Source organism: Bradyrhizobium semiaridum (assembly GCF_020329505.1).
Lineage (GTDB): Bacteria > Pseudomonadota > Alphaproteobacteria > Rhizobiales > Xanthobacteraceae > Bradyrhizobium > Bradyrhizobium semiaridum.
On the sequence record NZ_JAGKJJ010000014.1, the window covers coordinates 1 to 14,031 of the forward strand.

The following is a 14,031-nucleotide window of genomic DNA, read 5'->3' on the forward strand; positions in this document are numbered from 1 at the left end:
CGCGATCTCAAGTGCGGGCGGGATCAGCTTCGACGAACTCGACGATCACTTCATGCTGCGCAAGCTGCCCGGCACTTTTGCCGCCGGCGAGATGCTCGACTGGGAAGCGCCGACCGGCGGCTATCTGTTGCAGGCGTCGTTCGCGACCGGCGCTGCGGCCGGGAAGGGCGCATTGAAGTGGTTGAACCTGTAGGATGGGCAGAGCGAAGCGAAACCCATCCTACGCGGTGCCACTCACTCCGATCCCGTCTTCGTCGCGAGGTCGGTGATGAAGCCGAGCACACCGAACGCGGCGGCGACCGCACAGACCGCGGTCCAGCCACCAAAACTCCAGGCCGTGGACGCCGCCGCTCCTCCGACCGCGCCGCCGATGAAGAACAGCGCCACGAACAGGCCGTTGATCCGGCCGCGCGCCTCCGGCCGCAACAGGTTGACGGCGCGGCGGCCGAGCGTCTGGTCGGTGGTGATGGCGAAATCGAGCAGCACGGCACCGATGCCAAGCAGCGAGAGAGCCGCGATCCGCGACTCGATCATGCCGGCCCAGGCGCACAGCGCGACTGCGGCGGCGATCAGAAGGTGCGAGACGATCAGGAGCGGCCGCGCAAGTCCGCGATCACCCCAGCGGCCGGCGATCGGAGTCGCTGCGGCCCCTGCGACGCCGATCAGCGCGAAAAGTGCGATCCCCCTCGCATCGAGCTTGAACGGCGCGTCCGGCAGGCGCAGCGCCACGGCGGCCCAGAATGCGGTGAAGGACGCCATCACCAGCGCGGCGGTCCAGGACCGGACGCGCAGCACCGGCTCCTCGCGCAGCAGCTTGGGAAACGAGCGCAGCAACGCGCCGTAGCTGGCCTTCGCCGCGGGCTGCAGCGTCGGCAGGTAGCGCGCCAGCGCACCGGTGAGCACGATCATCAGGATGGCCGAGGTGATGTAGTAGCCGCGCCAGTTCCAGCTGTCCGCGATCAGGCTTGCCATCGGCCGCGACAGCAGGATGCCGATCATCAGGCCGCTCATGACGTCGCCGATCGCTTGTCCGCGCCGCTCCGGCGGGACCATCGCGGCCACCAGCGGCACCACCATCTGGATCGCGGCGCAGGAGGCGCCGAGCATGAAGGTGGCGGCCAGCAGGATCAGGGGCGTCGGCGCCAGCGCGGTGCCGATCGCGGCCGCGATGGCGCAGGCCAGCGTGCGCAGGATCAGGCGCTTGTTCTCGACGAGGTCGACCAGCGGCACCAGCAGCAAGAGCCCGAGCGCGTAGCCGAGCAGGGTGAGCGTCGAGATCAGGCCGGCCTGCAACTCGGTCATGCCGAGCGAGCGGCCCATCAGGCCGACGAGGATCTGCGGGGCAAACAGGTTGGTGACGACGGTGCCGGTCGTGATGGCGCCGATCCAGATCAGGGGACGCACGGAGACTGGACGCGCCGGGGAGAGTTTGGTGGCTTCGGAAATCGTCATGGGACCTCGCGAGGGAGTGGCGAGGCCCCCTTTAGGGGATAGGCCTAATATGCTACAATTCAAATAAGATGATGAAGAATATGCGAGATTGTTATGAATACGCATGACCTCGTGGCGTTCGTCGCCGTGGTGGAGACCGGATCGATCGTCGCGGCCTCGGCGCGGCTGAACCTGACCCAGCCCGGCGTGACGCGGCGGATCCAGAATCTCGAGGAGATGCTCGGCGCGCAGCTCTTGGACAGGCTGTCGAAGCCGTTGAAACCGACAGCGGCGGGCATCGAGGCCTATGAGCAGGGCCGCCGGCTGCTGCGCATGCTTGACGATCTCAAGTCAGGCGTCGCCAACGACGGCGTGGTGCGCGGCGAATTCCGGCTCGGCCTGACGCCGTTTTTGTCGGAAGCGGGACTGACCGGCCCGCTCGATGCCGTGCGCGGCGAATTTCCCGCGCTCGCGGTGCGCGTCGTCTCGGGTTGGTCGCCCAACCACATGGAGCGGGTCAGCCGCAACGAGCTCGACGCCGCGGCGGTCTGCCTGCCTGACGGCACCGCGCCGCCGGACGATCTCGCAGCCTCCGATCTCGGCGCGCAGCCGGTGGTGTTCGTCGTTGCGCGCGACATGAAGACACCGAAATTCGTCGACCTCGAGTGGCTGTCGCGAACGGGATGGGTGATCAACCAGGATGGCTGCGGCTTCCGCCAGACCTTGAAGCGTCATTTCGATGCGGCGCACCTGCCGTTCAACATCGCGGTCGAGGCGCTCGACAGCGAGCTGCGGCTGTCGCTGGTGGCACGTGGGCTCGGCGTCGGCCTGGTCACGCCGGTGGCGCTGAAGCGAAGCCCGATCCGCAACAGGCTCAAGACGGTGAAGATCGCGGATTTCAATCCCGCGGTGCGCGCCTGGATCGTGCACCGTCCGCCGGCCGGCCGCCTGGCGCGGCCGATCGAGGTGTTTCGCGCAGCGCTGGATCAGGAGCTGCAGGCGTTGATCCGGGGTTAGTGGGTTCGCCGCCGCCCTTCTCAGGGAGAGCGTGATCCGAATAGTAGAGCGAGCGTCGTCCTGAGGTGCTCGCGAAGCGAGCCTCGAAAGATGCGCAGGCGCGCAGCTACCGCAGCTTGCCGCGCGCCGTCACCGGCAGCGTGCCGATGATCTCGTCGCCGCGCACCATCACGACCTCGTCCATCATGTTGACGACGACGCAGACATGGTTGGGCACGATCCGCACGACGTCGCCGACATTCGGCCGGGTGTTGCTGCGGGAGAGATCGAGGAAGCCGTGCTCCTCGGCAAAGCGCGCGATCTTGGCTTCGGGATGTTCGAGGATCAGACCGTGGCCTTCAAGTCCGCCGGTATCCGAGGTCAGCGTCTTCGACCCGGCATCGAGGATGCCGCGCTCCGGACCGGCACGGCTGACGACGGTGGAGTAGATGTGCAGCGCGCAGTCGTCCCAGGTGGCGACGCCGGCCGCGACCTGCATGCGGTCGTTGTAGATGTAGGTGCCGAAGCGATGCTCGGTGCCGCCCTTCAGCTTGCCGATATTCTTCAGATTCGGCGTGCCGCCGGTCGAGACGATGCTGGCATTGAGGCCATGCGCGCGCACGCCGGCCAGCGCCTCGTCGTAGAACTTTTGCGCGTCCGCCCAGCCGGTCTCGGTCGGGTACAGCATGAAGCCGGCAAATGTCAGTCCCTTCGAGCCCGCGATCTCGCGCGCCAGCGCGATCGCCTCGGCCGGCGTCTCGACGCCGGCGCGCTTGCGTCCCGTGTCGCATTCGACCACGACCGAGAGCGGGCGGCCGGACGCTGCGGCGGCCTTCGGCAGATCGCCGACCACGACGGAATTATCGGCCGCGACGGTGACGTTGGTCTTGCCCTGCAGCGCGCCGAGCCGCGCCATCTTCTCGTCGCCGAGCAAATTGTAGGAGATCAGAATGTCGTCGATGCCGGCATCCGCCATGATCTCGGCCTCGCCGAGCTTCTGGCAGGTGATGCCCCTGGCGCCGGCCTTGACCTGCAACTGCGCCAGCGTCGGGTTCTTGTGGGTCTTGATATGCGGCCGGTTGGCGACACCGGCCGTATCGCAGGCCGCCTGGATCCGCGCGATGTTGCGCTCGACCCGGTCCATGTCGATCACGGCGCAGGGCGTGCCGTATTCCTTGGCGATCTTGGCGGCGAGGGGCGTGGTCATCGGGGCGTCTCCAGTTTGTTTTCCGTCATTGCGAGCGCGGCGAAGCAATCCACCTGTCCGATATGCGGGTGCATGGATTGCTTGGTCGCTTCGCTCCTCGCAATGACCGTGGAAATAGCTATGCCTGTTCGATCTCTTCGCGCAAAACCTCGAGCTCGAGCCAGCGATCTTCCGCGGCGGTCAGCTCTTCCTGCGCCTTGGCGATCGCGGCTGACGCTGCGTCGAATTTCTTGCGGTCCTTGCTGTAAAGGTTGGGGTCGTCGAGCAGCTTCTGCTGCTTGGCGATCTCGGCGTGCAGCTTCTCGATCGTCTTCGGCAGCGTTTCCAGCGCGTGCTTCTCGTTGAAGCTCAGCCGGCGTCTGGCTGCCGCTTCGGGCGCCGCGACCTTGACTTCCTTCTTCTCTTCGACGACCGCCTGCGCCTTCACCGTTTCGCGCTTCACGTCGGCGCCGCGCTGCGCCAGCATGTCGGAATAGCCGCCGGCATATTCGATCCAGCGGCCCTGGCCCTCCGGCACGATCACCGAGGTCACCACGCGGTCGAGGAAATCGCGGTCGTGGCTGATCAGGATTACGGTGCCTTCGTAATCGCCGAGCATTTCTTCCAGCACGTCGAGGGTTTCCAGATCGAGGTCGTTGGTCGGCTCGTCCAGGATCAAGACGTTGGACGGCTTTGCCAGTGCGCGCGCCAGCATCAGCCGGCCGCGCTCGCCGCCGGACAGCGCTTCCAGCGGTGTGCCGCGCTGCTCCTGCGCAAACAGAAAGTCCTTCATGTAGCCGATCACGTGCTTCGGCTTGTCGCCGACCATGACATGGTCGCCGCGGCCGCCGGTCAGGGCCTCGGCCAGCGTCAGCTTCGGATCGAGGCTTTCGCGGTGCTGATCCAGCGTCGCCATCTCGATATTGGCGCCCAGCCGCACCGAGCCGGAATCGGGCGGATCGTTGCCGATCAGAAGGTGCACCAGCGTGGTCTTGCCGGCGCCGTTGGGGCCGACGATGCCGATCCGGTCGCCGCGCTGGATCCGCGTCGAGAAACCGTCGACGATGCTGCGCTCGCCATAGGCCTTGCTGATGTTCTTGGCTTCGATGACGAGGCGGCCGGATTTGTCGGCCTCGGCGGCGGCGAGCATGGCGTTGCCGGTGGCGCCGCGATAGTTGCGGCGCTGGTCGCGCAGCGCGAAGAGATTGCCGAGCCGCTTGACGTTGCGCTTGCGGCGGCCGGAGACGCCGTGGCGCAGCCAGTGCTCCTCGTTGACGATCTTGCGGTCCAGCTTGTGCTGCTCGCGCTCTTCCTCTTCCAGCACCTCGTCGCGCCAGGCCTCGAACGCGCCGAAGCCGCGGTCGATCTGCCGGATCTGGCCGCGGTCGAGCCAAGCCGTCGAGCGCGACAGATTGGTGAGGAAGCGGCGATCATGGCTGATCAAGACCAGCGCGCAGCGCCGGCTCTCCAGTTCGCCTTCGAGCCATTCGATGGTCGGCAGATCGAGATGGTTGGTCGGCTCGTCCAGCAGCAGGATGTCGGGCGAGGGCGCCAGCACCCGCGCCAGCGCCGCGCGCCGCGCCTCGCCACCGAAGACATGCGCAGGATCTTCCTCGCCGGTGAGGCCGAGCTGCTCGATGAGATAGCGCGCCTGATAGTGATCGTCGCCGGGCCCGAGGCCGGCTTCGACATAGGCCAGCAGCGTCTTGTGCTCGCCGAAATCCGGCTCCTGCGGCAGATAGCGGATGGTCGCGCCCGGCTGCACGAAGCGGCTGCCCGCATCGGGCTCGACCAGGCCGGCCGCGATGCGCAGCAAGGTCGACTTGCCGGAGCCGTTGCGGCCGATCAGACAGACGCGCTCGCCGGCGGAGACCGAGAGCTCGACGCCCGACAGCAGCGGCGTGCCGCCGAAGGTCAGGCTGATGTCCTTGAGCTGGATGAGAGGAGGCGGAGCCATTGTACTTAACCCTGGCTCGCGGCCTGCTCGGCGCGGCGGCGCTGGATGCGGCGGATGGTCTGGTCGAGCGCCGAGATGAAGGTCGAGCGGTCGCGCGGCGAGAACGACTTCGGTCCGCCGGTGACCTCGCCCGCCGAGCGCAAGTCAGTCATCAGGTTGCGCATGGCGAGCGTCATGCCGATCGACTGTTCCGTGAACGGCTTGCCGTTCGGCGCGATCACGTCGGCGCCGGCTTTCACGCAGCGGCTTGCCAGCGGAATATCGGCGGTGATCACGACGTCCCCCGCATGCGCGCGTTCCGCGATCCAGTCGTCGGCGGCGTCCATGCCGGAACCAGCGGCAATGCGCTCGATCAGCGGATCCTGCGGCACGCGGATGAAATTGCCCGCGACCACGCTAACCGGCACGCCGAGACGGATCGCGACGCGATAGATCTCGTCCTTCACCGGGCAGGCGTCAGCATCGACATAGATGCGTATGGGGGCTGTGCTTTCAGTCATCGATTCAACGGTTGGCAGGCGCGCCCCGTGTACTCCATCGTGGGAAAAATTGCGAGCAAAACGAGAGGCTTGCCACGCTGTTCGGTTCGGCTACGATTGCCAGAGAAAACCGCCAAAATAAGGGAAAACCGGATGGACTCGCAGACCTACCGCGTCCGGCGTACAACACCTCAAAGCTGTCCGAGAACAAGATCCACGACGACACGGTGGCACGAAAGTTCGGCTTTTCCGGCGGCCTCGTGCCCGGCGTCGATGTGATGGCCTACATGATGCATCTGCCGGTCGAGAAATGGGGCCGCGATTTCCTCGAACGCGGGCTGATCGAGGCGCGGTTCGTCAAGCCGGTCTATGACGGCGAGACCGTCGAGGTGACGGGACGCGAGACCGGCAACGGGCTGACCATCGAGCTGCACAGCCGTGGCGAGCTCTGCGCCACCGGCACGGCGTCGCTGCCGGCGTCGGCGCCGACATTCGCGATCGCTGATTATCAGCAGGTCGCGCCGGTTGCCGAGCGCAAGCCGGTCAGCCCGTCATCCTACGAGCAGGGCAAGTGGCTCGGCACCATCCCGCGCGACTGGTCCGGCGATGCCGCGAAGGAGTATCTCGCCGATATCAGGGAGACCGATCCGATCTATCTGCGCGAGGGTCTTGGCCATCCCGGCCTGCTGCCGCGGGTGATGAACAAGGTGCTGGTCGACAACGCGATCCTCGGGCCGTGGATCCATGTCGGCACGCGGATGCAGCTGCTGTCGGCGGGCAAGATCGGCGACGAGCTGACCGCACGGGCAAAAGTCACCGCCAATTACGACAAGAAGGGCCACCGCTTCGTCGAGCTCGACGCGCTGGTCCTCGCCAACGGCACCACGCCGCTGGCGCATTGCTGGCACATCGCGATCGTCCAGCCGCGCGAACAGGTGGCGGCGTAGATGTCAGTCACCATCGACTATTATCTGTCGCTCAACTCGCCCTGGACCTATCTCGGCAGCGCGCCGTTTGCCGACATTGCGCGCCGCTATGGCGCTACCGTCAATGTCAAGCCCAGCAAGTTCGGTCCGATCTTCGAGCAGACCGGCGGCCTGCCGCTGCCGAAGCGCTCGCCGCAGCGGCAGGCCTACCGCCTGACGGAACTCCGGCGCTGGCGCGAGGTGAGAGGCGTCCCGCTCAACGTCGAACCCAGGCATTTTCCAAGCGATGATCTCGCCGCCGTGCGCCTCGTCATTGCTGCGAGGCTACAGGGCAAGGATGCGCACCGCCTGTCGCTGGAGTTCGGCCGTGCGATCTGGGAACGCGAGGAATCGCTTGCCGATGCCGACGTCATGTCGGCGGCCGCGCAGCGCGCCGGATTGGATGCGGCGGCGCTGCGCGCGGGCGGCCCACCGGATGCCGAGCTCGACCAGCTCTACGAGCAGTACACGCAGGATGCGCTGAAAGCCGGCGTGTTCGGTGCCCCGAGCTACGTGCTGCCGTCGGGCGAGATCTTTTGGGGCCAGGATCGGCTCGAGCTGCTGGAGCGCGCGCTGAAGCTGCTGGCGTGACTGGATGCGGGCTCGGTCGCGCTGCCCTTCACCTCGCCCCGCTTGCGGGGAGAGGTCGGATCGCATCGGAGATGCGATCCGGGTGAGGGGGTACAGGTCTCAACTTCCGGCGTGCTCGCGGAGAGATGCCCCTCACCCCATCCCTCTCCCCGCAAGAGCGGGGAGAGGGAGTGGAGAGACCTACGCCGCGGTCTGCTTCGCGTCCTGGATCGCGCGCCAGACGCGTTCCGGCGTCAGCGGCATGTTGATGTGCTTGATGCCGTAGTCCGACAGCGCATCGATCACCGCGTTGACGATGCAGACCAGGCTGCCGGCGCAGCCGGCCTCGCCGCAGCCTTTCGTCCCCAGCGGGTTCGACTTCGCCGGCGAGGGGTGGTCGCCGATCTGCATCGAGGGCACGTCGCCGGCGCGCGGCAGCGCGTAGTCCATGAACGAGCCGGTGATCGGCTGGCCCGAGCCGTCGTAGCTGACTTCCTCCATCAGCGCCTGGCCGATGCCCTGCGCGACACCGCCATGCAATTGGCCGGCGACGATCATCGGATTGACCACGGTGCCGAAGTCGTTGACTGCCGCATAGCGCACGATCCTGGTAACGCCGGTGTCGGGATCGATCTCGACCTCGGCGACGTGGCAGCCGTTCGGAAACGTCGACGCGGTCTCCTTGGTGGCGTGGTCGACGTCGAGCGTCTCCGGGGTGCCCGCGGGCATCTTGCTTTCGCGCATCCGCTCGGCGAGCTCCATGATGCCGATCGAACGGTCGGTGCCGGCGATGGTAAAACGGCCGCCGCCGAACTCGATGTCGGCCTCGGAGGCTTCCAGCAGATGCGCCGCGGCCTTCTTGCCCTTCTCGACGACCAGCGCGGCGGCCTCGACGATCGCCTGGCCGGTGGCGGTGATCGAGCGCGAGCCGCCCGTGCCGTTGCCGAAACGGACGAGGTCGCTGTCGCCCTGTTCGAGCGTGATTTTCTCGAAGGGCACGCCGAGTTCGTCGGACAGCACCTGCGCGAACGGCGTGGCGTGGCCCTGGCCGTAGTCCAGCGTGCCGGTGGTGAGCTTCACCGAACCGTCGGGCTCGAAGGTGATCTTGCCGAGTTCGCCGCTCGGCGGCGCGGTGACCTCGAGATAGGAGCCGACGGCGATTCCGCGCAGCTTGCCGTTCTTCCTGCTCTCCTTCTTGCGCTTCGCAAAATTCTCGTAGTCGGAGATCTCCAGCGCCTTCTGGAAGACGCCCGCGAAATCGCCGCTGTCATAGGTGACGCCGCTCGCCGCCGGGAAGGGCAGTTGCGACGGCTTGATGAAGTTGCGCTTGCGCAGGGTGAGACGGTCGATGCCCATCTCGTCGGCGGCGGTGTCGATCAGCCGCTCCATGTAATAATTGGCCTCGGGCCGGCCGGCACCACGATAGGCGCCCATCAGCGTGGTGTTGGTGACAACGGTCTTGATGTCGACCCCGAGCAGCGGCGTGCGGTAGACGCTGGCGAGGTTCTTGCCGGTGTTGAGCGACAGCGGACCCGGCGCGACGCCGGTGATGTAGGCGCCGAGATTGCCGTAGCCGGAGAGCCGCACCGCCAGGAACTTGCCGTCGGCATCGAGCGCCAGTTCGGCATGGATCAACTGCGCGCGGCCGTGGCTGTCGGAGAGGAAGCTGGTCGAGCGCTCGTCCAGCCATTTCACGGGCCGGCCCAGTACTTTTGCGGCATGCGCGATGCAGGTGTATTCGGGGTAGTTGAGGTTCTTCATGCCGAAGGAGCCGCCGACATTGGCGGTGAGGATGCGTACTTTCTCCGCCGGCACGTTGAGCAGGCGCGCCAGGATCGCCTTGTTGCCGGAGACGCCTTGGGTCGGCACTTGCAGGGTATAGCGCTCGGCTTTCTTGTCGTAAGCAGCGAGCGCGACGCGCGGCTCCATCGAGACCACGGCGACGCGGGTGTTGACGATGTCGAGCTTCGTGACATGAGCGGCGCTGGCGAACGCGGCCTCGATCTTCTCGGCACCGCCATAGTGGTAGTCGAGCGCGACATTGTTCGGGATGTTGTCATAGAGCTGCGGCGCGCCGGGCTTTGCCGCTTCCGCAGCGTCGGTCACCGCCGGCAGCGGCTCGATGTCGACCTCGACGGCCTCGGCCGCATCGCGTGCCTGCGCCGCAGTCTCGGCGACGACGAAGGCGATGGGATCGCCGACGAAACGCACCTTGTCGGTCGGCAGCACCGGGCGGTTGGTCTGCAGCAGCGGCGAGCCGTCACGGCTCTTCAGCGGCATGCCGCAGGTCAGCGGCTTGTAGCCGGCGGCGGCGAGGTCTTGCCCGGTCCATACTCCGAGCACGCCGGGCATCGCCCTGGCGGCTGTGGTGTCGATCCCCTTGATGATGCCGTGGGCGTGGGAGGAACGGACCATCCAGCAATAGGCCTGGCCGGGCAGAGAGAAATCATCGGTGTATTTGCCCTTGCCGCGCACCAGGGTGTCGTCCTCCTTGCGGCGGACCGGCTGTCCGACACCGTATTTTTGCAATGCGATAGAATTTTCAAGCGAGCGGCGCGAGGTGTGTTCTTGCATCGGAAATGACCTGAAATGCCCGGATTTGCACGGGTTTGGCTGGCGATTCACGAGATAACGCGCGCCGCCCTTAACGACAACGCCCGATTGGACATGGACCCAATGTGAACGGATGTTGCGCAGGCCTTTGGCGCTGCTAAAGTTTCCGTGAACGACAATTCCTTCGGCGGGCCGGCCTCGGCCACGCGGAAAGACAGTTTGATGAATGACGATGTGCGGCTTTGTGACTGCCCTCCGGCCGCCGAAGCCCCGTCAGGGTTGGTTGCGGCAGGCGCCGAGAGCGGCGTCTACGCCGCGCTCGACCTTGGCACCAACAATTGCCGGCTCCTGATCGCCTGTCCCGCCGGCGACGGGTTCCGCGTGGTCGACTCGTTCTCGCGGATCATCCGCCTCGGCGAGGGCATTGCCGCGACCGGTTCCATCAGCGAGGCGGCGATCGGGCGCGCCATCGCCGCGCTCTCGATTTGCAGCGACAAGATCCGCTATCGCAAGGCGCGGCGGCTGCGGCTGATCGCGACCGAGGCCTGCCGCGCCGCCGGCAATGCCGAGAGTTTTCGCGAACGCGTCGCCGCCGAGACCGGCATCAAGCTCGAGGTGATCGACCGCGAGACCGAGGCGACGCTGGCCGTGATCGGCTGCTCGCCGCTGCTCGATCCGAAGGGACGAGGGGCCATCCTGTTCGACATCGGCGGCGGCTCCACCGAGCTGGTGCGGATCGAGCGCGATCCCGCAACGTCAGACGCGCCGCCGCGCATCAAAGCGTGGATGTCGATCCCGCTCGGCGTCGTCACGCTGGCGGAGCATTTCGGCGGCAGGAACGTCACGCCGGAGCTGTATGCACGCATGATCGACGAAGTCGCCCGGCATGTCGCGCCGTTCGCGGCCGAGCACGGCCAGGATTTGCGCGACATGCACATGCTCGGCACGTCAGGCACCGTCACCACGCTGGCCGGCGTGTTCCTCAATCTGCCGCGCTACGACCGCCGCCGCATCGACGGCATCTGGATGAACGATTGCGACGTCACGGCGACGATCCAGAAGCTGCTCTGCATGAGCTATGAGCAGCGCGTCCACAACAATTGCATCAGCGTCGAGCGCGCCGATCTGGTGCTCGCCGGCTGCGCCATCCTCGATGCGATCCGCTACGCCTTCCCGCTGCCGCGCCTGCGCGTCGCCGACCGCGGCCTGCGTGAGGGCATGCTGGTCGAGATGATGCGCGAGGACGGCGCCCTGCGGGCGTGCTAGACGCTTTCTTCGCCTCTCCCCGCCTGCGGGGAGAGGCCGGATCGCATCGCAAGATGCGACCGGGTGAGGGGGATTCTCCGCGAGTCAAACTCTCGCCTTTAATGCGGAAGCAGCCCTCACCCCAACCCTCTCCCTGCAAGAGCGGGGCGAGGGAGCAGAAACACCGGGACGCAAGAACCATCATGGCGAAAGACACCACCGGGCGGCTGCACGTCACGGTCAAGAGCGGCGGCAAGCGAAAACTGTCGTCGAAACTCTGGCTGGAGCGCCAGCTCAACGATCCCTACGTGGCCAAGGCCAAGGCGATGGGTTATCGCTCGCGCGCCGCGTTCAAGCTCACCGAGATCGACGACAAATATCGCCTGCTGAAGCCGGGAATGACGGTGGTCGACCTCGGCGCCGCGCCCGGCGGCTGGAGCCAGATCGCCGCCAAGCGCACCGGCGCGGCCGACGGCAAGGGCAAGGTGATCGCGATCGACCTTCTGGAAATGGGCGAGATCCCCGGCGTCACCTTCGCGCAGCTCGACTTCCTCGACCACGACGCGCCGGAAAAACTGATCGCGATGATGGGGGGCCGCGCCGACATCGTGATGTCTGATATGGCCGCCAACACCACCGGCCATCGCAAGACCGACCAGCTCCGCATCATCGGCCTCGTCGAGACCGCCGCGCATTTCGCCTGCGAGGTGCTCAACCCAGGCGGGGTGTTTCTGGCAAAAGTATTTCAGAGCGGCGCCGACGCCGAGCTGCTCGCACAGCTGAAGCGCGATTTCGCCACCGTCCGCCACGTCAAGCCGGCCGCGAGCCGGCAGGATTCCTCCGAGCGTTACGTGCTGGCGACGGGGTTCAGGGGACAGTCCAGTTCGACATTGCAAGGAGCGTAACGAGGACTTGCCCGCCGTAGCTTTGGCCAACGCGGAAGAGGGACAGCAAATACTCCGCGTCGTCCTGGCGAACGCCAGGACCCATTACCCCCACCGCTCGTTGGTGTGCGGTGCTGGGGCCAGCATCCTGCTCTCAATCCAAATTCGGTGGTTATGGGTCCTGGCCTTCGCCAGGACGACAGCATGGAGGAGGCCGTTCACCCGAGCCGCTGATCCCGCGCGTTCTGGGTGTCCTCGGTCGCCGCCTTGACGGCGTCGGCGGCGGCGCGTTTCTCGGCGCCCTTGCGGCTCGAGATGTCGATCGCCTTGCGGCCGGCGATCTCGTTGCCGGCATCCGCCGGCATCTGCCAGAAGAACCAGGCCGAGGCGGCCGAGATCAAGGACACCACGATGAAGGCCGGCGCGAACACGTCGGCGGACAGCTCGCTCTGGTGATGCAGCGCCAGCGTGCTCTCGACCGAGAACGCACCGACCGCGACGCCCGCGGACACCGCGAGCTGCTGGTTGACGCTGACGAGGGTCGTGGCACGGCTCATCTGCGGCGCTTCGACCTCCGCATAGGCCACGGTGTTGATCGCGGTGAATTGCAGCGAGCGGAAGAAGCCGCCGACCACCAGGATGGTGAAGATCAGCATCAGCGGCGTCGAGATCGTGAACAGGGCGCAGGCGGCGAGGAAGGCCGAGCTGACCACCGCATTGACCGTCATCATGTTGCGGAAGCCGAAGGCACGGATAATGCGCGCCGCGAGCGTCTTCATGCCCATGGCGCCGACCGCGGACGCAAAGGTCACGAGCCCGGACTGGAACGGCGACAGGCCGAAGCCGACCTGCATCAGCAGCGGCAGCAGGAACGGCAGCGCGCCGATGCCGAGCCGGAACATGAAGCCACCGACGATCGACGCGCGCATCGTCGGCAGCCGCAGCAAGCCGAAATCCAGCACCGGCGAGCCGGTGCGACGTGCATGCAGCACGTAGAGGGTCATCGACACCGTGCCGACCCCGACCAAAGCGGCGACGATCGGCCACGGCAACAGATTGAGCCCGGCGACCGAAAGCCCGAAGGCGATGCCGGCAAGGCCGATGCCGGCCAGCACCAGCCCGGTGAGATCGAAGCGCTCGGGATCGACGCTCTTGATCGGGTCGATGTATTTCAGCGCCAGGAAGATGCCGAGCAGCCCGATCGGGATGTTGATCAGGAAGATCCAGTGCCAGGAGAAATAGGTGGTGATGAAGCCGCCGAGCGGCGGCCCGACCACCGGACCGATCAGCGCCGGCACGGTCACCCAGGCCATCGCGTTGACCAGCGCGCTCTTGTCGACCGAGCGCAGCAGCACCAGCCGCCCGACCGGCGTCATCATCGCCCCGCCGAGGCCTTGCAGGATGCGTGCGAACACGAAGTCGGTCACCGAGGTCGAGAGCGCACAGCCGATCGAGCCCAGCATGAACACGCCGACGGCGCCGGCGAACACGATCCGCGGGCCGAATCGATCCGCGGTCCAGCCGCTGGCTGGGATGAACACCGCCAGCGACAGCAGGTAGGAGGTGATCGCCAGCTTCAGCGTCAGCGGGCTGGTGCCGATATCGGCCGCGATTGCCGGCAGCGAGGTCGCGATGACCGTGGAATCCATGTTCTCCATGAAGAGAGCGGTGGCCACGATGAGCGGAATCAGGCGTTCTTTGTTCATCAAATGGGACGGCCGGAAGCTGAAACAGGCGGGCGAGGGGGCTGTATCATCCTGCCGCT

General features: G+C 66.5%; 12 protein-coding genes. 6 read left to right on the forward strand and 6 right to left on the reverse strand.

The window, feature by feature from the left end; genetic code table 11:
• Positions 1-193 (forward strand): NAD(P)/FAD-dependent oxidoreductase (locus J6500_RS17380; protein WP_225713910.1); only part of this gene is annotated, 193 nt, incomplete at its 5' end.
• A gap of 41 nt (positions 194-234) precedes the next feature.
• On the opposite strand, the gene J6500_RS17385 is transcribed toward J6500_RS17380, so the two are convergent.
• Positions 235-1,452, reverse strand: a complete 1,218-nt coding sequence (locus J6500_RS17385) for an MFS transporter (RefSeq protein WP_225713911.1) — start codon at positions 1,450-1,452, stop codon at positions 235-237.
• 93 nt (positions 1,453-1,545) lie between these two features.
• On the opposite strand from J6500_RS17385, the gene J6500_RS17390 reads away from it, so the two are divergent.
• Complete coding sequence (locus J6500_RS17390; protein WP_225713912.1) at positions 1,546-2,448, forward strand: LysR family transcriptional regulator; 903 nt, start codon at positions 1,546-1,548, stop codon at positions 2,446-2,448.
• Between the two features lie 106 nt (positions 2,449-2,554).
• Here J6500_RS17390 and J6500_RS17395 read toward each other — a convergent pair whose 3' ends face one another.
• The 3 genes from J6500_RS17395 to J6500_RS17405 form a co-directional block, all read right to left on the reverse strand.
• Positions 2,555-3,634: a D-TA family PLP-dependent enzyme gene (locus J6500_RS17395; protein WP_225713913.1), complete on the reverse strand. Its 1,080-nt coding sequence runs from the start codon at positions 3,632-3,634 to the stop codon at positions 2,555-2,557.
• Positions 3,635-3,752: 118 nt separating this feature from the next.
• Positions 3,753-5,570, reverse strand: a complete 1,818-nt coding sequence (locus tag J6500_RS17400; protein WP_225713914.1) for an ABC-F family ATP-binding cassette domain-containing protein — start codon at positions 5,568-5,570, stop codon at positions 3,753-3,755.
• 5 nt (positions 5,571-5,575) lie between these two features.
• The gene (locus J6500_RS17405) at positions 5,576-6,070 is read right to left on the reverse strand and encodes a YaiI/YqxD family protein (protein ID WP_225713915.1); all 495 of its coding nucleotides are present in this window, start codon (positions 6,068-6,070) and stop codon (positions 5,576-5,578) included.
• A 206-nt stretch (positions 6,071-6,276) separates the two neighbouring features.
• Between J6500_RS17405 and J6500_RS17410 the strand changes: the two genes are divergently transcribed.
• Both J6500_RS17410 and J6500_RS17415 read left to right on the forward strand, forming a co-directional pair.
• A complete protein-coding gene (locus J6500_RS17410; protein WP_312018220.1) occupies positions 6,277-6,996 on the forward strand; it encodes a hypothetical protein in 720 nt (239 codons plus the stop codon).
• On the forward strand, positions 6,997-7,605 hold the full coding sequence (locus J6500_RS17415; protein ID WP_225713916.1) for a 2-hydroxychromene-2-carboxylate isomerase: 609 nt from the start codon (positions 6,997-6,999) through the stop codon (positions 7,603-7,605).
• A gap of 180 nt (positions 7,606-7,785) precedes the next feature.
• Here the strand turns inward: J6500_RS17415 and J6500_RS17420 are convergent, their stop codons facing one another.
• Positions 7,786-10,158 (reverse strand): xanthine dehydrogenase family protein molybdopterin-binding subunit, encoded by a 2,373-nt coding sequence (locus J6500_RS17420; RefSeq protein WP_225713917.1) that lies wholly within the window; start codon positions 10,156-10,158, stop codon positions 7,786-7,788.
• Positions 10,159-10,359: 201 nt separating this feature from the next.
• On the opposite strand from J6500_RS17420, the gene J6500_RS17425 reads away from it, so the two are divergent.
• Together J6500_RS17425 and J6500_RS17430 are read left to right on the forward strand one after the other, a co-directional pair.
• Positions 10,360-11,403, forward strand: coding sequence for a Ppx/GppA phosphatase family protein (locus J6500_RS17425; protein ID WP_225713918.1), 1,044 nt, complete (start codon positions 10,360-10,362; stop codon positions 11,401-11,403).
• 182 nt (positions 11,404-11,585) lie between these two features.
• Positions 11,586-12,287, forward strand: a complete 702-nt coding sequence (locus J6500_RS17430) for an RlmE family RNA methyltransferase (protein ID WP_225713919.1) — start codon at positions 11,586-11,588, stop codon at positions 12,285-12,287.
• A gap of 197 nt (positions 12,288-12,484) precedes the next feature.
• Here J6500_RS17430 and J6500_RS17435 read toward each other — a convergent pair whose 3' ends face one another.
• Entirely contained in the window at positions 12,485-13,972 is a 1,488-nt protein-coding gene (locus tag J6500_RS17435; protein WP_225713920.1) for an MFS transporter, read from the reverse strand.
• Positions 13,973-14,031: the final 59 nt, after the last annotated feature.